The organism is Campylobacter sp. US55, from assembly GCF_004378955.1.
Taxonomy (GTDB): Bacteria; Campylobacterota; Campylobacteria; order Campylobacterales; family Campylobacteraceae; genus Campylobacter_D; species Campylobacter_D jejuni.
The window spans coordinates 16469-36206 of the sequence record NZ_RYYF01000010.1; the positions used below are offsets into that span (position 1 = coordinate 16469).

At 31.0% G+C, this 19738-nt stretch carries 18 protein-coding genes; 1 reads left to right on the forward strand and 17 read right to left on the reverse strand.

From position 1 onward, the window contains the following. Positions 1-147: 147 nt before the first annotated feature. The 17 genes from ELQ07_RS07150 to ELQ07_RS07230 form a co-directional block, all read right to left on the reverse strand. Positions 148-1950 (reverse strand): menaquinone biosynthesis decarboxylase, encoded by a 1803-nt coding sequence (locus ELQ07_RS07150; protein WP_134224937.1) that lies wholly within the window; start codon positions 1948-1950, stop codon positions 148-150. Continuing rightward, positions 1947-2870: a hydroxymethylbilane synthase gene (gene hemC / locus ELQ07_RS07155; protein ID WP_134224938.1), complete on the reverse strand. Its 924-nt coding sequence runs from the start codon at positions 2868-2870 to the stop codon at positions 1947-1949. Before hemC ends, ELQ07_RS07150 begins: the two co-directional genes overlap by 4 nt. Continuing rightward, positions 2867-3256 carry an FxsA family protein gene (locus ELQ07_RS07160; protein WP_052794795.1) on the reverse strand — a complete coding sequence of 130 codons (390 nt, stop codon included), beginning with the start codon at positions 3254-3256 and terminating at the stop codon, positions 2867-2869. The genes hemC and ELQ07_RS07160 overlap by 4 nt, the downstream gene beginning before the upstream one ends. Beyond that, on the reverse strand, positions 3253-4962 hold the full coding sequence (locus ELQ07_RS07165) for a proline--tRNA ligase (protein ID WP_079462241.1): 1710 nt from the start codon (positions 4960-4962) through the stop codon (positions 3253-3255). Before ELQ07_RS07165 ends, ELQ07_RS07160 begins: the two co-directional genes overlap by 4 nt. Next, positions 4946-6244: a glutamyl-tRNA reductase gene (gene hemA, locus ELQ07_RS07170; protein ID WP_052794794.1), complete on the reverse strand. Its 1299-nt coding sequence runs from the start codon at positions 6242-6244 to the stop codon at positions 4946-4948. The genes ELQ07_RS07165 and hemA overlap by 17 nt, the downstream gene beginning before the upstream one ends. Next, positions 6244-7137 carry a hexaprenyl-diphosphate synthase gene (locus ELQ07_RS07175; protein ID WP_070316886.1) on the reverse strand — a complete coding sequence of 298 codons (894 nt, stop codon included), beginning with the start codon at positions 7135-7137 and terminating at the stop codon, positions 6244-6246. Before ELQ07_RS07175 ends, hemA begins: the two co-directional genes overlap by 1 nt. Positions 7138-7150: 13 nt before the next feature. Beyond that, positions 7151-7687, reverse strand: coding sequence for an exporting protein (locus ELQ07_RS07180; RefSeq protein WP_070316887.1), 537 nt, complete (start codon positions 7685-7687; stop codon positions 7151-7153). 2 nt (positions 7688-7689) lie between these two features. Further along, positions 7690-7953: a DUF2018 family protein gene (locus ELQ07_RS07185; RefSeq protein WP_052782879.1), complete on the reverse strand. Its 264-nt coding sequence runs from the start codon at positions 7951-7953 to the stop codon at positions 7690-7692. A gap of 138 nt (positions 7954-8091) precedes the next feature. Beyond that, on the reverse strand, positions 8092-8649 hold the full coding sequence (locus ELQ07_RS07190; protein ID WP_002870949.1) for a 2-oxoacid:acceptor oxidoreductase family protein: 558 nt from the start codon (positions 8647-8649) through the stop codon (positions 8092-8094). Then, positions 8646-9491, reverse strand: coding sequence for a 2-oxoglutarate ferredoxin oxidoreductase subunit beta (locus ELQ07_RS07195; protein ID WP_002854895.1), 846 nt, complete (start codon positions 9489-9491; stop codon positions 8646-8648). Before ELQ07_RS07195 ends, ELQ07_RS07190 begins: the two co-directional genes overlap by 4 nt. Beyond that, positions 9492-10616: a 2-oxoglutarate synthase subunit alpha gene (locus ELQ07_RS07200; RefSeq protein ID WP_002921590.1), complete on the reverse strand. Its 1125-nt coding sequence runs from the start codon at positions 10614-10616 to the stop codon at positions 9492-9494. 8 nt (positions 10617-10624) lie between these two features. Next, positions 10625-10936: a 4Fe-4S binding protein gene (locus ELQ07_RS07205; RefSeq protein WP_052782880.1), complete on the reverse strand. Its 312-nt coding sequence runs from the start codon at positions 10934-10936 to the stop codon at positions 10625-10627. 13 nt (positions 10937-10949) lie between these two features. Then, positions 10950-11819, reverse strand: coding sequence for a succinate--CoA ligase subunit alpha (gene sucD / locus ELQ07_RS07210; RefSeq protein WP_052782881.1), 870 nt, complete (start codon positions 11817-11819; stop codon positions 10950-10952). Positions 11820-11828: 9 nt separating this feature from the next. Beyond that, on the reverse strand, positions 11829-12992 hold the full coding sequence (gene sucC, locus ELQ07_RS07215) for an ADP-forming succinate--CoA ligase subunit beta (protein ID WP_052782882.1): 1164 nt from the start codon (positions 12990-12992) through the stop codon (positions 11829-11831). Beyond that, a complete protein-coding gene (locus ELQ07_RS07220) occupies positions 12993-13895 on the reverse strand; it encodes a malate dehydrogenase (protein WP_052785375.1) in 903 nt (300 codons plus the stop codon). Continuing rightward, entirely contained in the window at positions 13892-16096 is a 2205-nt protein-coding gene (locus ELQ07_RS07225; RefSeq protein ID WP_134224939.1) for an NADP-dependent isocitrate dehydrogenase, read from the reverse strand. Before ELQ07_RS07225 ends, ELQ07_RS07220 begins: the two co-directional genes overlap by 4 nt. 116 nt (positions 16097-16212) lie before the next feature. Continuing rightward, a complete protein-coding gene (locus ELQ07_RS07230) occupies positions 16213-18777 on the reverse strand; it encodes a DUF3971 domain-containing protein (protein WP_134224940.1) in 2565 nt (854 codons plus the stop codon). On the opposite strand from ELQ07_RS07230, the gene mltG reads away from it, so the two are divergent. Further along, on the forward strand, positions 18692-19693 hold the full coding sequence (gene mltG, locus ELQ07_RS07235) for an endolytic transglycosylase MltG (protein WP_052785373.1): 1002 nt from the start codon (positions 18692-18694) through the stop codon (positions 19691-19693). The genes ELQ07_RS07230 and mltG overlap by 86 nt on opposite strands. The last annotated feature ends 45 nt before the right edge of the window (positions 19694-19738 follow it).

Below are 19738 nucleotides of genomic sequence, written 5' to 3' on the forward strand. Positions count from 1 at the left end.
CTTTTTAAAATTTCCTATTGCTAGTTAAAAGCTTATATCGACAAATTTATAAATTTATGAATACCTAGTAAAGAAAAAATTATTTTTCAATATAAAAAAACAATAAGCAAAAACTGTGCCAAAATTTTAAAATAAATCTCAATTATCTTAAAAAATTTCAAATTTATTAAAAAGATCTAGATTATTTTCTAAGATATTACGCAAGATTAAATCTTCTATCACGCTTTTAGTACAATCTGTTTGCTTAGGCCAAGTTCTTAAATAACCCTCGGCTTCACCCTTAGCACTTGCATCCACTCCAAGTCTTTCTTCTTTGATAAAAATATCTCTTTTAGCATCTATATTATTTACCACACGCCATACAAGCATATAAGGGTTTTCAAGCTTATTTTCAGTATCCAAAAATACTAAAATCCTAAAATGTTTTTTAAATTCTAAAAGTTTATTAAAACTTTGTTCGATTTTTTCTTTTTTATCAAGCAAAATACAAACTATAGGACTTTTGCTTTCTTTATAAAATTGCTTTAAATTTAAAAGCTCTACCTTAGTTTTAAAAAGTTCTAACAATTTTTCATCTTCTAAAATTTCAAGCTCTTCTACTTGTGTTTCCTTACAAGCATCAAGTCCTGCTTTACCTCCAAAACAAGCATTAGGCGAAGCATGATCTAATTGATCGCAAATTCCTTCTGAAATTAAAATTTTCTTTGTATCAAAACGATTTAAAATATAAGGAATTAAAGCATCATAATCTTTCAAAGAAGGTGCATTTTTATCTACAAAAATTGCATGTTTTACAAAACTCATTTGTCCTACTCCCCAAAATGCATGCATGATTTGTTGTGCATGAGCTGGATATTTTGCATCAATTTTTGCCAAGATAAGATTATGAAAAACTCCATTTTCAGGCATATTACAATCAATTAAATCAGGCACTGAAGTTTGAAGCAGAGGTAAAAAAAGTCTTTCGGTACCAAGCCCCATGATCTTATCTTCTAAAGGAGGCTTTCCTACAACCGTTGCTTGATAGATCGCATCTTTTTTAGCATAAATTTTTTCTATTTTCATCACAGGAAAAAGTTCAGCAGGAGTGTAAAAACCCGTATGATCTCCAAAAGGACCTTCGATTTTAAACTCTTCTAAATCCACATAACCTTCAATAACCACATCACTATCATAAGGTACAAAAATACCATTTTCACAAGGGGTAAGTTTTGCAGGAGTTTTTTTAATAAAACCATAAAGCAAAAGTTCAAAAATTCCTTTAGGTAAAGGTGCTTGAGAACACCAAATATAAAGCGGATCTCCGCCTATAGCTATACTTACAGGCATTTTTTTAAAACCAGCATTTTTATATTCGTGATAAAAATTTGCTCCATCTTTATGAATTTGCCAATGCATTAAAAGTTCATTTTTATCACTCATTTGCAAACGATACATTCCAAGATTATTTTGACTTTTATCTAAATTTTGTGTATAAACTTGCCCCATGGTGATAAATTTACCCGCATCATCTTCCCAAGTTTTTAGTATAGGAAGTTCTTCAAGTGAGTTTAAAATTTCATAATCATACAAAGCTTTATTTTTTTTCAGTCTTTTAGGAGGAACATTTTTAAAACTTAACAAATTCATAAAAAAATCCATTTTTGCTTTAAAACTCGTAGGAATATGAAGCTTGGTGAGTTTTGAAATTTCTTCAGCCACCTCTTCATAATCACGCCCAAAAGCTAAATTTAAAGCCTTTTCATTGCAAAAAGTATTCATCAAAACAGGAAATTTATATTGTTTATTTAATTTTTTATCTATAGGATTTTTAAACAATAAAGCCTTACCTTTTTCTCCTTTTTTAGCTTCTATATAAGCTAAATGAGCGATTTCAAGATCTACATCTACAGGCTCTTCAATTACCCTTAAAAGATCATTTTCTTTTAAAATTTGAATAAATTCTTTCATAGCATGCTCTCAGCTTTTTTTAAAAGTTCTTTAGCACCTTTAGCAATAAACTCCTTAGCCAAACTCTCCCCAAAACCTTTAAAATCATTCTTTTTAATCATTCTTTTATCTTTTAAAATTTCACTTCCATCAGGAAGTCCAAGCACTGCACGCACACAAATTTCATCTCCTAAAAGCTCTGCGTTAATACCTATAGGAACTTGACAACCCCCTTCTAAAGTAGCAATAAATTCTCTTTCAATGCTTGTTTCAATCAAAGCATTTTCATCATTTAAACATTTTAAAAGTTCTAAAATTTTTTCATCATTTATGCTTTCTATACCTAAAGCTCCTTGAGAAGCCGAGGGAATAAGCTCATCCTTGCTAAATTCATAAACAAAATTCACTTGCTTATCTAAGTTTAAACGTTTAATTCCCGCCATAGCTAAAATGATCGCATCAAAATCATTATTTTTTAATTTCTCTATACGAGAATTAACATTGCCACGCAAAGAAATAATCTCTAAATCAGGTCTTAGTAATAAAATCTGCATCTTGCGTCTAAGACTAGTAGTGCCTATTTTTGCACCTTTTGGTAAAGAAAGAAAATCTTTATAATTTTGACTTAGCATGGCATCATTGCTTTGCTCTCTTTTACTTACCGCTGCCAAAACTAAACCTTTAGGAAAAAAACTAGGCACATCTTTTAAACTATGCACCGCCAAATGCGCTTCTTTTCTTAACATACTTTCTTCAAGTTCTTTTGTAAAAAGTCCCTTACCGCCAATTTTTGCCAAAGGAGAATCCAGCAAAACATCACCTTTTGTTTTAAAACCTTCTAAAAGCACTTCAATTTGATGTGTATTTTTTAAAATTTGGGCTACATGCTCACTTTGCCAAAGGGCTAATTGACTTTTTCTTGTTGCGATAATAAGCTTCATTTTCTATCCTCTATAATTTCAACATCAATGATTTCTTCATTAGAATTTTGATACTCTTGCTTAGCGTATTGATATTTTGATTTAGTTATTAATTTCAAAGCAATACCAAAGAAAAATACAAAAATTCCAAAAACACTTGTAATAATCCCTGGAACAACAAGCAAAAATCCTGCGATAACAAAAGAAAATTGTGTTAACATATCCTTTAAGCCACCCATTTGAAATTCAAGCATATTTTTCCAAAAAACACCCAATAAAACCACCCCAAAAATCATACTCAAAAGTATGAAAAACAAAAAATTACCAAAACCAAAAAAAACTATAAAAAGCACACTTGCAATAATTTCAAGTACAAACAAAGGACTTAAACTTAATTTATAATTCATAACACTTTCTTTTTAAGAATTTTCATAAGTTCATCAGTTTTTATAAGTTCTTTTATCAAACCTTCTCTTTGGATAAGCTCTATTTCATTCTTTTCTAATCCTTTACCAACAACTAACGCATAAGGAAAGCCCATAAGTTCAAAATCATTCATTTTAACCCCAAAACGCTCATTTCTATCATCAAGCAATACCTCTAATCCAAGATTGGTTAAATCCTCATAAAGCTTATTGGCAAATTCTAAAGCCTTTTCATCTTTGAGATTTGAAACAATAATTTCAAGCACAAAAGGAGCTAAAGTTTTATTCCAAATACATCCTTTTTCATCATGACTTGCTTCAATAGCTACAGCCAACAAGCGTGAAACACCTATGCCATAACATCCCATGTAAAAAGGCTGACTTTTGCCATTTTCATCTAAGAAATTTGCATTCATCGCTTTGGAATATTTTTGTCCTAGTTTAAAAATATGCCCTACTTCTATACCTTTGCTTTGTTTTAATTTTGCTCCACATTTAGCACAGCAATCCCCTTCTTTAACTTCAATCAAATCTTTAAAACGATCTTTGTTTAAATTTACAACATCAATGCCGATTAAATGATAATCTTTTTCATTCGCACCCATAATCATTTGTTTTTCGTTTTCAAGCTCAAAATCTATATAAAAATCTATATCTTTTAATCCCACAAAACCTATAAAACCAGCTACTAAACCAGCTTTTTCCAATTCTTCTTCGCTTGCATCGACTAGTTCAAGGGCATTGCAAGCATTTTGAGCCTTGATTTCTTGTAAATCATCACTTCCTCTTATAAAAAACACAACTAATTTGCTTTCATTTTCATAAATAGCTTTTTTTACCACTGCTTTAATCGTATAAAAAGCATTAATTTTAAAAAATTGCGCTAAAGAATCTATAGTTTTAATATTTGGAGTGTGAAATTTACTTGCATAATTTGCTTCAGGACGCTCATCTTGACAAATTTTTTTAGCTCTTTTTGCAGCTTCAACATTAGCCGCATAATCACAATTTTCACAAATTAAAATATCATCTTCCCCATTTTTTGCCAAAACCATAAATTCCTTAGAACCGCTTCCACCAATAGCCCCACTATCAGCTTCAACTGCTCTAAAATCAAGTCCCATTCTTTGTAAAATTTGAGAATAAGTTTTATACATAAGCTCAAACTCACGCCCTAAATCTTCTTCATTAGCATGAAAACTATATCCATCTTTCATCAAAAATTCACGACATCTTAAAAGTCCAAATCTAGGCCTTGCTTCATCACGAAATTTAAGTCCGATTTGATATAAATGCAAAGGAAGTTGTTTATAACTTGTGATTTTGTTTTTTACCAAAGAAAGCATAGCTTCTTCATGTGTTGGACCTAAAACAAATTCATTTTCTTTTCTGTCTTTAAAACGCAAAAGTTCTTTTCCAAAAACATTATAACGCCCACTTTCTTGCCACAAACTTGCAGGAGTAATAAAACTAAGATTTACTTCTTGTGCTCCAGCCTTATCCATTTCTTCTTTAACTATATTTTTAATTTTGTCCAAAACTCTTTTTCCTAAAGGCAAGAAATTATAAAGTCCGCTACCAATTTGTTCTACAAAACCCGCACGTGTTAAAAAAATATGACTAGGCAAACTCGCATCTTTTGGCGCTTCTTTTAAACTTGGTGCATAAAATTTAGTAAATCTCATCATTATTCTCCATATCAAATTCACATTTATATTGATTTAAACCTTCAAGATTATTTTGTAAATCAAAAACATAACGCATAGCATTAATCACTGTATCACTTTGCATTTTACCTTGTAAATGTTTCAAATTTACAGTAGGCGTGTGTAAAAAAGCCTTAAAAGCTTGATGAATCAACTTTCTAGCCTCTTCTTTATCGGATTTTTTCAAATATCCTTTTTTTAACGCAATTTCAAGTTGTTTATCTGCATATTCTTTAGCTTGCAAGCGTATAGCTTTGATAATAGGCATCAAAGCCAAATCGTTTAAATACCTAAAAAATTCACTTGTTTCACGACCTATTATCCCATAAGCCATGCGAGCTTCTTGTTCTCTTAGTGCTAAATTTTTTTGAACTACAATCTCAAGATCATCTACAGCAAAAACAGATATATTTTCATTTTCATTGATATCAATATCCCTTGGAACTGCAATATCAAAAAAATACCTTTTGTAAGGAAGTTCTTCTATTAAAGAATTTGTAATAATAGCATTTGGTGCATTGGTAGCTGAGAAAAAAAACTCGTATTGATTTAAATATTTTTTTAAATTTTCTAAACTATCATATTCGCTTAAAACACCAAGTCTCTCGCACAAATCTTTGGCTTTTTGTAAATCACGATTTAAAATAATCACTTTAGCACTTGCAGCAATTAAATGTTTTGCCGCAAGTTCCCCCATCTCTCCAGCTCCAATAACAACAGCTTTTTTTTGCGTTAAATCTGCAAGTTCTTTTGCTTTTGCTACAGCAACGCTAGCTACAGAAATAGGATTTTTAGAAATTTGAGTTTCATTACGTACCTTAGCAGCACATTTAAAAGCACTATGCACTGCTCGTGAAAGGTGCACTCCGCAAAAATTATTTTTTACAGCAAAAGCAAAAGCATCTTTTAATTGCCCTGCTATCTGAGTTTCTCCAATCACCAAACTATCTAAAGAACTTGCTACAGAAAAAAGATGGTGGATTGCTCCACTATCTTCAAAAATATCAGCTTTTTCAAGCAAAATATCTTTATCCACATCACAAAGCAAAGCCAAAGATTTAACAATAAACTCCGCACAGGCCATTTTTACAAAAGCAACAATTTCAACACGATTGCAAGTACTTATAACCAAACATTCTTCAATATTTTTATGAGTACTGATAATTTTTAAAAACTCACTTTTTTTAGCTTCATTGGAAAAGCTTAACTTTTCCCTTAAGGCAATATCTGTATTTTTATGAGTAAAAGATATACAATAATACATTAAAATTCCCTATCTATCATAGCTTTAATAATATCATTAAGCTTGTTATTATCATATTTTTCAATCGCTTTGCTAGCCTTTTTTGCATAAGTTTTAGCTTCTAAAATAGCTTTTTCCAAAGCTTTTTGTTCTTCAAATTTAGTTTTTAGCCACTCTTTTTCATTTTCATTTAAATCTTTTTTAAATAAAGTCTGCAAATATATCCTATCTTGTTCTTGTAAATTTTCATAAAGATAAATATAAGGTAAGGTAGTCTTACCCTCTTTAAAATCATTCATAGCAGGTTTTCCAAGAATTTTTTCATCACTCTTAATATCTAAAATATCATCAATCATCTGAAAAGCGAGTCCTAAATTTTTTCCATATTCTGCAAAATCTTTTTCATATAATCCAGCCAAAATAGCTCCGCATCTCGCACTTGCTTCGATCAAAACAGCTGTTTTATTATAAATCATTTTCAAATAAGCTTCTTTATTGATATTAAATTTCTCTCCCAAATCAACATCCATAAGTTCACCTATAGCAAGCTTTACAACAGCATCTGAAATAATACTTGCAAATCTAGCATCCATTTTGCTCAATTCATAAAAGGCTTTTGAATACAAAATATCACCCAACATAAGAGCATTTTTTGTACCAAATTCAGCATTGACAGATCTTGCTCCACGCCTTAATTCACTCTCATCGATAATATCATCATGTAACAAACTAGCAAGATGTATCAATTCTATAGTTGCACAAATTTTAAAAGCAATCTCACTCTCATCTACGATAGCTAATAATAATTTAGAACGTAACTTCTTTCCTGATTTTACATTTGAAAGCATATTTAAAATAGGTTCATAGTCAAGCTCTTGGAAAAACTGTTTTATTAATTCATCTATTTTTTGCACTATCTTTTCCTTGTTAATTGCTATTATTATTTTCTTTGTTTGTTAATGGTTTTACCTGAGGTTCGTTAAAATTAATCATAGGAACAACCTGATTGTTTTGCGGTGGATTTTGTAAAGCTTTTTTTCTCGGATCTAAAAATTCTACCATTAAACGAGATTCCTTGTCTTCTATATAAACTGTAAAAGTTGCCAAACCTTTATTATAACCACTAAATTCTAAAATCAGTCTTGCTCTATCAATATGTGGATTGGTATAATCAGGTATTAAAGTTTGAGTTACCCAATCTAAATTTCTTCTTAAACTCATCACAAATTGACGCGGATATTTGCGAAATTTCGAATGTACGATGATATTAGTATTATCAAACAAAGTCCAATAAAAATCAAAATTTTGCACCTTATCTTCATAGCCTATTTCTTTAATCTGCACACTAGCTCTCTCATCTTTTTTAAGTATAAATTTATAAGTATAATCAAAAGTTGGTTCAGATGCTAAAACATTACCAAAAATAAAAAAAATACAAATTAGATAGGGGCTTATTTTAAACAATTTTAGCCTTCGTGTCCTAAAATTTTTGCGCCTAATTCTATATAAATATCATTTTGTCTTTCTTCTATGAAATCACCATTTTCTAATATGAAATTTTTTACATCCATTTCTGTTAAACCTTGTTTTTCTAAAAGTTCTATCATGGCAATATGATCAGCAAAAAATTCCTCAAAAACTTTTTCTAAGGCTCCTAAATTTCCATTTTGTATAATTTCTATAAATTTTTCTTTTGGAGTTTTATTAAACATTTCATCAAAAAAATCCATTAATTTTCCTTGAAAATATAAGTTTTTGATTATAAAATTTTAATCGTTAAAAGTAGCTAAATTAAAATAATTAAAATTTAAATTTTATTTGCAATATATAAAATTTTAGAAGTTAAATTCCGCATAGTGCGGAATTTATCATGAATGTGGTTTTGCTTGAGTAGCGTATTTTACACCCAGATCAAAAGCTTTAGCATTTGCGTCACGAGTTTTTGCAGGAACCATATGAAGCATAGTTTCTTTTAAAACATCTAAATCTATACATTTGCTCATATAAGCAGCAATTGCAAGTGCTACAACTGATTGAGTAGCCACATTTCCTACCTCATCTTTAGCTATGGTAATAATAGGAATTTCAAAAATTTGCCATTTTTTATAATCTTCACTTTCAGGATGTACTAAATTTGGCTCTACAACTATAATGCCTCCTTCTTTTACACCCCCACGAAAACCTTTATAACCCTTATCTGCGGTTGAAAGCATAAAATCTATCTCTCCTTCTACAGCATAAGGAAATAAAATTTCTTTATCATCAATGATAATATCTACCTTAGTAGGACCGCCACGCACTTGCGAAGTGTAAGTAGAAGCCTTAAAAGCTTGGCGACCTTCTTTAATAGCTGCTTCTGCCAAAATTTCTCCTGCGGTGATAACACCTTGTCCACCTTCACCGCCAAATCTTAATTGATATTTCATTTTAAAGCTCCTAAATCCACCATTCTTTTTTCCTTAGCAGCACGACGCACTTCTTCATAAGCATGGCAATATTCTGGCTGAGAATTATCCTCATGTAAAATTCCTGTTGGAAATTTATCTTTTCTTTCTTCAAAATCCATGCTTTCAAATTTAGCTTTATCTACAACACGGTTTTTAATCCAATCAAGCATAGCCACAGCTTCACCCATTTTGTTTTTTCTGCCTAGATTGATATGACAATTTGAAAAAACATCTACAAAACTATAACCTTTATGTGCTAAAGCTTTGTAAATTAAATTTTCAAGCTTATTAGCTTCAATCACATTGCCCCTTGCCACAAAAGAAGCTCCTGCAGCTTTAGTTAATTCACACGCATCAAAATTAGGGTCAATATTTCCAAATTGAGCTGTTACTGTATAAAAACCTTTTGGAGTAGTTGGACTTGTTTGAGAATTCGTAAGTCCATAGATAAAGTTATTGATCACAATGTGGGTTAAATCAATATTTCTACGACAACCATGTATGGTATGATTTCCACCAATTGCCAAAGTATCGCCATCTCCGCTTACTACAATAACATGTTTGCTAGGATTGGCTAATTTAATACCTGTTGCATAAGCTATTGCTCTACCGTGAGTAGTATGAACTGTATTGCAATTTACATAAGAACTCATTCTACCACTACAACCTATACCCGAAACAAGACAAACATCATCCATATTCCAACCAAGTTTTTCTATCGCACGGATAATACATTTTAAAACAACACCATCGCCACATCCCCAGCACCACTGAGTAGGCATTTTATCTACTCTTAGATATTCATCATAATTAAAAGCCATTTATATATTCTCCTTTACCTTAGCAATAATTTCACTTGGAGTGATAGGACGACCATTTGCACGGTGTAAGCTAATAAAATCGCGACGCGAAGTTACTCTTTCAATCTCTTCAAGATATTGTCCCATATTAAGCTCGCTTACCATTACTTTTTTAAATTTGCTTACAACTTCAGCAATTTTTTTCTCAGCCACTGGATAAAGAGTAATTGGACGGAAAAGTCCCACTTTAATCCCTTGTTCTCTTAATCTTTGTATAGCTTCTTTTGCTGAACGACTTACGCTTCCATAAGCAATGATTAAAAATTCAGCATCATTAAGCATATACTCTTCATAAGCACAAATATCTTCTTGATTGTTTTTTATTTTACCTATGAGTCTTTCCATATTTTTTTTCACTATAACTCCATCTTCAGTTGGAAAACCTATATCTCCATGATGAAGTCCTGTAACATGATAACGATAACCTGTAAAGAAAGGATTTAAAGTTGCAGGCTCATTTTCTCCTGCTGCATAAGGTTTGTAATCCTTTTTATCTCCTTCAAATTTTTTACGGTTATACACTTTAATATCTTTTAAATCAGGTAAAACCGCTTTACCATTCATGTGCCCTACAGTTTCATCCATAAGTAAAAATACTGGAGTCATATATTTTTCAGCTAAATTAAACGCTCTAATGGTTTCTGTATAAGCTTCTTCAAGACTTGCAGGAGCAATAGCAATACTTGCAAAATCCCCATGAGTTGGTGCTTTAGCCTGAAACAAATCTCCTTGTGCTACACGGGTTGGAAGACCTGTTGAAGGACCACCTCTCATAACATTTACAATCACAAGTGGAATTTCGGCAATAAATGCAAGTCCTATTTGCTCTGCTTTTAAAGAAATTCCAGGACCACTGCTTGCAGTCATGGATTTTACTCCACTCATTGCCGCACCAATAGCCACACTAATACCTGAAATTTCATCTTCCATTTGTATAAAAGTTCCATCATTTGCAGGAAGCATATGGCTTAATTCATGAGCTATCTCACTACTAGGGGTAATAGGATAGCCTCCAAAAAATTTACATCCACAATCAATCGCAGCTTTGGCGATTAAAACATTACCTGTTGCTATAACTTCTCTCATTATTTTTCCTATGCTAATTTTTTGTATTTGTTATTTTTTACGGCTACAGCTCTATCTTTAGACTCAGCAGTAAGTTTGGCAAATTTAAATTCATCTCTTTTTGCCACCATAATAGCAAAATCAGGGCAATGTGTCTCACACTCGGTACAGCCTATACAGGATTCAGGGTGTACTACCTCTATCATTTGTCCTAAAACTGCATGCACATCATCGCGCATAGCTAAAACCCCAGCGGGGCAATAGCTAACACAAATATTGCATGCTTTACATCTATACTCATCTACCCAAACAGGTGTATCTTTTGGAGCTGTCATACTCATGTTTTTTCCTTTATTAACCTAATATTTTTTGAATTTCTTCACCAATTAAAGCCGGAGAATCCACCACATGAATTCCATAGCTTTTTAAAGCTTCTTTTTTAGCTGCAGCGCTTTCATCAGCACTTCCTACTATGGCACCTGCATGCCCCATTCTTTTACCTTTTGGAGCAGTTGCACCTGCAATGAATGCTACCACAGGTTTGCTAATATTTTCTTTAATAAATTTAGCTGCTTCCACTTCCAAACTACCGCCAATTTCACCTATCATTACAATAGCCCTAGTTTCATCATCTTTTTGGAATTCACTTAAAAGTTCTTTATAAGCAAGACCTATAATAGGATCACCGCCAATTCCTACTGCAGTAGAAATTCCATAACCACCTTGAACTACCTGATTAGCAGCTTCATAAGTTAAAGTTCCACTTTTTGAAATAAGCCCCACGCAACCTTTTTTAAAAATAAAACCTGGCATAATACCTAACTTACATTCTTCAGAAGTGATAATACCTGGACAATTTGGCCCAATGATCTTCATACCCTTTTTATTAGCATATTGCTTAGCAAACATCATATCCTTTACAGGCGTATGCTCTGTGATTACAACTGCAAGCTTAATACCAGCATCAGCTGCTTCAACCACGCTATCACCCACAGCAAAAGCAGGCACAAAAATCAAGCTCACATCAGCCTTTGTTGCTTTAACCGCATCTGCAACAGTATCAAAAACTGGTTTACCTAAATGAGTTTGTCCACCTTTATGAGGAGTAACACCTCCAACTATATTTGTACCATAAGCCATGCATTGCTCAGCGTGAAAAGTTGCTTCTTTACCTGTAAAACCTTGAACTATTACTTTTGTATTTTTATTAACCAATATACTCATTTTCCATCCTTATCCTACTAAACTTTTTACAAGCTCTGCACCGTTTTTAAGATTGGTTGCTGCTTTGATATTTTTAAGATTTGAATTATCTAAAATTGTCTTTGCTTCTGCTGCGTTAGTACCATCAAGACGCACTACAATTGGAATATTTACCTCAACATTCTTAGTAGCTTCTAAAATTCCATTTGCTATCCTATCACAACGAACAATACCGCCAAAGATATTGATAAATATAACTTTTACATTCTTATCTCTTAAAATGATTTCAAAAGCCTTTGCAACAGTTTCAGGAGAAGCTCCCCCACCTACATCTAAGAAATTTGCAGGTTTTGCACCGCTATAATTAATAATATCCATAGTTGCCATTGCTAAACCCGCGCCATTTACCATGCAAGCTACATCTCCATCTAATTTCACATAGCTTAAACCAAATTCAGCCGCTTCTCTTTCAGCAGGATTTTCTTCGGTAATATCTCTAAGTTCAGCAATTTCAGGATGACGATAAAGTGCACTATCATCAAAACTGCATTTTGCATCAAGGGCATAAAAATCCCCTTCTGCAGTTTTAATTAAAGGATTGATTTCAAGCATATTCATATCTTTATCCATGTAAAGCTTATAAAGTTTAGCTATCATGGAAATGAGTTTTTTGCCTTCATCTTTATCAAGTCCTAAAAATCTCGCTACTTCAAGTCCATGAAACATTTTAAATCCAATTTGTGGATCAATGCCTACTTTTGCAATTTTTTCAGGGCTTTCTTTGGCTACTTTTTCTATATCCATCCCTCCTTCACTTGAAGCGATAATGGTAATTTGCTCTGCCATTCTATTAAATAAAATAGCCAAATAATACTCTTTTACTATATTAGCACCACTTTCTATATAAAGTTTTTGCACGAGCTTACCTTCAGTTCCTGTTTGATGAGTTACCAAATTCATTCCTAAAATTTTACTTGCGTAATCTTTTACCTCATCTAAATTTTTAGCGATTTTTACACCACCACCAAGACCACGACCTCCTGCATGAATTTGAGCTTTAACTGCCCAAACACTACCACCTAATTCTTTAGCATTAGCCACAGCTTCATCTACGCTAAATGCAACTTTTCCCTTTAAGGTAGGGATACCATTATCTGCAAAAATTGCTTTTGCTTGATACTCATGTATGTTCATTTATTCTCCTTTATATTGATATTTGATTAAAGATTTTTCTAATTTGTCTTTTTCTTGCAAACTAAGATCTAATCTCATGATTTCAATCACACCTTCAAGTCCTAATCTTGCCATCACTCCTAAGGCTTTGTTTTGCACTCCAAATTCTCCATGTAAAATCACACTCATAGGTAAAAACTCTCCACTTCTTATAGACTCAAGCATTCTTATACAAGCACTAGCGGGAGCTAAATAAGCTGAAGTTTTAAGATGTTTGATTACTTTAGCTCCACCTGTTTTAACTTCATTTTCCAAATCATCAAATTCTTCTTCATTTAAAAATTCGCTTATATTTTTATTTTTAACACTTGCGTAAGATTTTACCAAAACCATATCATCATTATGAAAACCAATAAGTCTTGTATCCACGCTTGACATTTTGACATTAAGTTTTTTGGCAAGCTCATACTTAAATCTTGCATTGTCTAAAACTCCTGCCATGGCTATAATTTTCTTTGATGAAAAAATTCCGCTTTCATAAAGAGTATTAAGTAGAAAATCCACAGGATTGGTTAAAATAATAAAAAGTGGATCTTCTGTAAAATCTTTAATTTTTTTAGCGCAATCAAGCATAATACTTGTATTTAACTGAAGCAATTCTTCTCTACTTTGCCCATCTTTTCTAACAAAACCTGCACTAAAAAGCACTATATCTGAATTTTTAGTATAAGTATAATCTTTAGTGCAAAGTAAATCTATATTTAAATTTAAAGCAGCTATGCTTTGAGTAAGCTCTAGTTCTTTTGCATAAAGTAAATCCTCATTGATATCTACTAAAACAATTTCATTTGCTATCTCTCTTAAAATCAAAGCATAAGCTACGCTTGAGCCTACATTGCCAGCCCCTATAATAGTGATTTTCATCTTTGTCCTATTTTTTCTAAAATAGCGTTAAAAGTTGCACTTGGGCGCATAATTTTATTTGCTTTTTCATCATCAAATTTATAATACCCACCCAAATCCACTTTCACACCTTGTGCATCGTTAAATTCAGCTCTGATTTTTTCTTCATTAGAAGAAAGCTCTAGGGCAATATCTTTAAAAAAGCTTTGAAGCTCCATATCACTTGCTTGTCTTGCTAAATAATTTGCAAAATACATTGCTAAATAAAAATGACTTGTTCTATTATCATCTTCTTTAACTTTTCTTGATGGAGCTTTATTATTTTCAAGCCATTCGCCTATAGCCTCATCGAGACATTCCGCCAAAACCTTAGCTTTATGATTGCTACATTTATTTGCATAAAATTCCAAACTTGCTTGCAAGGCCAAAAATTCACCCAAACTATCCCAACGCAGATGATTTTCTTCGACTAATTGTTCTACTTGTTTAGGTGCTGAACCCCCTGCTCCTGTTTCAAACATAGCTCCACCATTTAACATAGGCACAACAGAAAGCATTTTTGCACTTGTTCCAAGCTCTAGAATAGGAAAAAGATCAGTTAAATAATCCCTTAAAACATTACCCGTGATAGAAATAACATCTTTACCTTCTCGGATTAACTCTAAACTTCTTAAACAAGCTTCTTTTGGAGCTAAAATAGCTATATTTTTACCCTTTTCTTTTAAACGATTTTGTACCAAAGTTATCATGATTTTATTACTAGATCTTTTGCTATCTAACCAAAAAATGGCCTCGGCTCCACTAAGTTCTGATCTTTCTATACCTAAATCAATCCAATTTAACACCGCATCAAATTTAGCCTGATTAGCTCTATAAATATCGCCCTTTCTAACCTTATGTTCTAATAAAACTTTACTGTTAGAAACTATTTTAAAAGTCCCCTCTTCCTTAGCCACAAAAGTTTTATCATGAGAACCGTATTCTTGAGCTTTTTTAGCCATTAAGCCTACATTAGATACACTGCCAAGTTTTGAAGGATTTAAAGTGCCATTTTTATGTAAATCTTCAATAACCGCCTCATAAATAGTTGCGTAAGTTTGATCAGGAATTACGGCATTTGTATCTCTTTCCTCACCTTCCTTATCCCACAATCTTGCGCCATTTTTAAGCATTGCAGGCATAGAAGCATCAACGATAACATCGCTTGGAACATGAAGATTTGTAATGCCTTTATCTGAATTTACCATAGAAATATCAGCAGATTTAGCTAAAATTTCATTGTATTTTTTTAAAATTGCATCTTTTTTGCTTGAATTTTCGATCTTACTTAAAAGCTCACTTAAACCATTATTTGGATTAATACCTAATTTTTCAAATTCATCTTGAAATTCGATAAATAATTCTTTAAAAAATACTTTTACCGCATAACCAAAAAGTATAGGATCGCTTACTTTCATCATTGTAGCTTTTAAATGCAAAGAAAAAAGCACATCATCATCTTTGCTTGCTTTAATTTCTTTTGCATAAAATTCCTGAAGTTTTTGCACATCCATAAAAGTAGCATCTAAAATTTCATTTTTTTCAAGCTTTAAACCCTCTTTTAAAATTTCACTTTTACCATCAATACTTGTAAATTCTATATTAGCCACACAATCTTGATCGATTAAAACCGCTTTTTCATTAGAGAAAAAATCCCCCTCTTTCATGTAAGAAACACGAGTTTTTGAGTTTGGATTAAACTCAACCACACGATAAGGATTGTTTTTTGCATAGTCTTTTACCGCTTTTGTTGAACGACGATCTGAATTTCCTTGTCTTAACACAGGATTAACCGCTGAACCTAAAACTTTTTGATATTTTGTTTTAATTTGCAATTCTTCATCATTTTTTGGCTCATCTGGGTAATTTGGTAACATGTAACCCTTATCTTGCAATTCTTTAATCACTGCCTTAAGCTGAGGAATAGAAGCTGAAATATTTGGAGTTTTAATAAGATTTGCATCTGATCTTTTTACAAGCTCGCCTAAAAGCTCCAAAGCATCTTCACATCTTTGTTCCTCTTTTAAATACTCGCTAAAGGTAGCTAAAATCCTTCCAGATAAAGAAATATCTGAGGTTTTTACTCCTATATGCGCCCTACTTAAAAAAGCTTTCACTATAGGTAAAAACGAATAAGTCGCAAGAGCTGGCGACTCATCTGTTAAGGTATAAGTAATTTGCATTTTTAGTCCTTTAAAATACTTATTTTTATTTTCATTTTTAAGTATATTACAAATAAAAAAAAATGCAAGAGTAAGTTTAAAGTTTGTTTTAGTTTTCAAACAAACTTTAAATATTTTTAATTAAGTAAATTAGCAGGAAGTTGTATGATATTTTTAATAAGATTAAAAGGAGTTTTTAGAGTGTCTGTTAAAATTTCGGTATGAAATTTAGGGTCATCTATACTTCCATCTATTTTTAAGTTTGTGCTAATTTCTTGATTTTTACCTAAAATTACATAATTTAAAATTGGAACCTTGGATATAGCTTCTGAAGCTGATTTTAAAGTTTTAAGCTCTAAGCTAAAATCCACTGTATTTAATCTTAAATTTGCTGATCCTAAACCATATATATCTACACTATCGCCATTTAAATTAATAGCCGAAACACTCAAAAGATCTTTTTTTCTATTAAAAATAATCTTTCCATCATGTAAGCTTAAACCTTTTTGATTAAAAGTTGGAGATTTAAACATTAATAAACTTGGTACAGTATCGATAAAGGAAATAAGCTGATTTATACCTTTTAAATCCTTCACATAAGTATTTTTAAAATCGATCTGTCCATCAAAATACTCCAATCCACTTCCTTTTATACTTAAGTTAAATACTCCATCTTGAACAGCTTGTTTTTGCAAAAATTCATTTAAATAATTATCATCAATATTGCTAATGTTTAAATTTAAATCATTAGAAGAATAATAAAGATCAAATTTTGCATTTCCTCTAGAACCTTTAAGATCCAAAGCATTGCCTTTTAAATCAGCCTCTACCCTATCAAAAGCCAAAGTTTTATTAGAATCTGGCAAAATTAAAGCTACATTTGCTCCACCAAAACTAATATTTTGGGTATTAGTAGAAATATCAAATGTTGAATTTGAAGAATCTTCTCTATAAATATAACTTAAATTTTTTAAATGAATTTCTTTATTATCAGAACTTATTTTAGCACTTGCTGTATCACTTTGAGTATGAATTTCGATAATGCCCTTATTTTTTACAATATCAAAGCTATCATTTTCATAAGGAGTTTGACCGTTGATAAGTAAATTATTTTTAAAATAAGCATCATTAACGCTTGCATTAAAATCTTTAAAATTTAAAGTTTTATAATAAACATTTTTAGCATCGATAAACCCAAACTTTTTAAGTAATGGAGAAAATGAAAATAAAATCTTAGGATTATTAAGATTAGCCTCAAATCCATCTTTAAAATTTAAAATCAAATTCCACTGAGGAATACTAATGTTAACATTTTGCGAATAATCTAATTTTACTTCTACATTTTGATTTTTTAAATCTAAAAGCTCTCCATTATCAAAATAAAGCCTTGAAATCTGAGTATTGAAATTTCCTTGCTGTTTTTGTAAGTCAAATTTAGCATTAAAATCAGCCTCTAAAAAGCTATTTTTAACACTAGCATTTTCTATATTTAAATCATTTTGATTTAATATTACAAATGCTTTTGTAATATTAAAATCAGCCAAAGAAATACTAGCATTCTCTAAAGCTAAAATACCACTATAAGAAATTTCACCCTTATCATGAAAATCAATTTTAAGCTCCAAATCACTTTTAATTTTTCCGCTTTTTTGATAAAAAGGTAATGAAAAATGATAATCCTCTAAAGCTTTAGCAAGTTTTTCATCAAATTTTAGATTACCAGACTTAATACGCAAATAAATCCCAGCTTTTTTTTCATCGAACAAATCATATAGATAAACCTTGCTAGAACTTAAATCAGCACCATTATAGAAAGCTTTATTAAAAACAAAATCAAGTTTTTGTTTGTTTAAATTTAAATCGAGTTTTGGAATTTCAATAGCATTCATTTTATCATCCAAACGAACTTTGACATTATTAACATAACCTGATGCGTTAATATTATCTAAATAATAATTATTTTTAGCAAAATCTATAAAGCCCTGCAAATAATCCAAATGATAAAATTCTCCCTTAGCCTTATATGCCACCCAGAGATTTAAACTCTGCGGAAGTTCTATTCTTTTATTAACTCTTTTAAAAATTTCCGTAATATTTCTAATGTTTAAATCTTCTATTTTATAAGCTAAATTTTTATCTTTGTAAGAGATACTTGCGTTAAAGTCAAGCAATTCTCCGCTTGCTCTACCTTGAAAATAATAAAACTCGCTCTTAGTATTGATACTTAAATTTCCATCAATATTTAAATCATAATCTTTTAATAAAAGTTTTTTAATATCAGCTATAAGTTCTTTATTTTGACGCTGTAATGTTAATTTTAAAAATAATAAATCATTATCTATAAAAAATTCATTATCTTTAAATAAAATACGCACATGATTATCTTCTATATTTAAATTTTGTATATCAATCTCTTCAACAAAAGTATATAGATATTTTAAATTTTTTGTTATTTTTAAAATCTCTGTTGAAGCATTATCAGAAGAGTGAGTTTGTGATGAAATTTCGGAATTTTGAGTCTCATTTATAGTGATATTTTTTGCTCGTACAATTAATTTTTTATCTAATTTAATATATAATTGTTCTAATTTTAAAAAATCAAATTGGATACTAGAGATGACAATCCCATTTTTAAGCACTATAAACAAAGCTAATATAAACACAACAAAAAATACAACAATATATAAAATTTTCTTTTTCATACGCAACTTCTTTTTGATATTGTTTTTGGGGATTTTTTATTATCTAACTCAGCCTTTAAAAAGCAATTCTGTGGTATTTATTCCCCAAGGTTCAATTTCTCAAATTATAACATATTTAAAGCAAAATAAATATCAGATGAGTAGTATTGATAAATATATTTTATTTTTTTTAGGACACCCCCAATCAGGCTGGATCAACATAGGTACTAAAGATTTAAATAGGGCTGAATTTCTACATAAACTTACTATTGCTAAAGCAGCACTTCAAACCATTACTCTTATCCCAGGAGAAACAAGCGTAATCTTTTTAGAACAAGCAGCCAAACAACTTGGACTTGATAAAGATATACTTTTAAAAGAATTTCAAGCTCAAGCTCCTTATGATGAAGGAGTTTTTTTACCAGAAACTTATAAAATCCCAAAAGGCATTACAGAAAATCTACTCATTCAAATGCTTTTAAACTATGCTGAAATTTCCAATAAAAAAACTTCTGAGAAAATTTTCGGTGATTATAATCCAAAAAAATGGCACCAATATATCATCATCGCTTCTGTAATACAAAAAGAAGCTGCTAATGAAAATGAAATGCCTATAGTTGCAAGTGTAATTTACAATCGACTTAAAAAAGGTATGAAGCTTCAAATGGATGGAACTTTAAATTATGGAATTTACTCCCATGTAAAAGTTACCCCACAAAGAATAAGACAAGATAATAGCTCTTATAATACCTATAAATTTACAGGATTGCCCAAAGAAGCGGTTTGCAATGTTTCTTTAGCTGCTATTCGTGCAGCTATTTTTCCTTTAAAGACAGATTATTTATATTTTGTGCGTGATAAAAATACTGGGGTTCATATTTTTAGCACAAATATAGATGATCACAATAAAGCCATAAATTTACAAAAAGGAAAATAATTTTGATATTTTTATACAAAATAGTTAAATTGGAACGGTATTTGC

What these genes read in the sequence shown, in the direction of transcription:
- ELQ07_RS07150 (WP_134224937.1), bottom strand. Translation starts at nt 1,950, where the DNA reads ATGAAAGAATTTATTCAAATTTTAAAAGAAAATGATCTTTTAAGGGTA.
- hemC (WP_134224938.1), bottom strand. Translation starts at nt 2,870, where the DNA reads ATGAAGCTTATTATCGCAACAAGAAAAAGTCAATTAGCCCTTTGGCAA.
- ELQ07_RS07160 (WP_052794795.1), bottom strand. Translation starts at nt 3,256, where the DNA reads ATGAATTATAAATTAAGTTTAAGTCCTTTGTTTGTACTTGAAATTATT.
- ELQ07_RS07165 (WP_079462241.1), bottom strand. Translation starts at nt 4,962, where the DNA reads ATGATGAGATTTACTAAATTTTATGCACCAAGTTTAAAAGAAGCGCCA.
- hemA (WP_052794794.1), bottom strand. Translation starts at nt 6,244, where the DNA reads ATGTATTATTGTATATCTTTTACTCATAAAAATACAGATATTGCCTTA.
- ELQ07_RS07185 (WP_052782879.1), bottom strand. Translation starts at nt 7,953, where the DNA reads ATGGATTTTTTTGATGAAATGTTTAATAAAACTCCAAAAGAAAAATTT.
- ELQ07_RS07190 (WP_002870949.1), bottom strand. Translation starts at nt 8,649, where the DNA reads ATGAAATATCAATTAAGATTTGGCGGTGAAGGTGGACAAGGTGTTATC.
- ELQ07_RS07195 (WP_002854895.1), bottom strand. Translation starts at nt 9,491, where the DNA reads ATGGCTTTTAATTATGATGAATATCTAAGAGTAGATAAAATGCCTACT.
- ELQ07_RS07200 (WP_002921590.1), bottom strand. Translation starts at nt 10,616, where the DNA reads ATGAGAGAAGTTATAGCAACAGGTAATGTTTTAATCGCCAAAGCTGCG.
- ELQ07_RS07205 (WP_052782880.1), bottom strand. Translation starts at nt 10,936, where the DNA reads ATGAGTATGACAGCTCCAAAAGATACACCTGTTTGGGTAGATGAGTAT.
- sucD (WP_052782881.1), bottom strand. Translation starts at nt 11,819, where the DNA reads ATGAGTATATTGGTTAATAAAAATACAAAAGTAATAGTTCAAGGTTTT.
- sucC (WP_052782882.1), bottom strand. Translation starts at nt 12,992, where the DNA reads ATGAACATACATGAGTATCAAGCAAAAGCAATTTTTGCAGATAATGGT.
- ELQ07_RS07220 (WP_052785375.1), bottom strand. Translation starts at nt 13,895, where the DNA reads ATGAAAATCACTATTATAGGGGCTGGCAATGTAGGCTCAAGCGTAGCT.
- ELQ07_RS07225 (WP_134224939.1), bottom strand. Translation starts at nt 16,096, where the DNA reads ATGCAAATTACTTATACCTTAACAGATGAGTCGCCAGCTCTTGCGACT.
- mltG (WP_052785373.1), top strand. Translation starts at nt 18,692, where the DNA reads ATGACAATCCCATTTTTAAGCACTATAAACAAAGCTAATATAAACACA.
- ELQ07_RS07230 (WP_134224940.1), bottom strand. Translation starts at nt 18,777, where the DNA reads ATGAAAAAGAAAATTTTATATATTGTTGTATTTTTTGTTGTGTTTATA.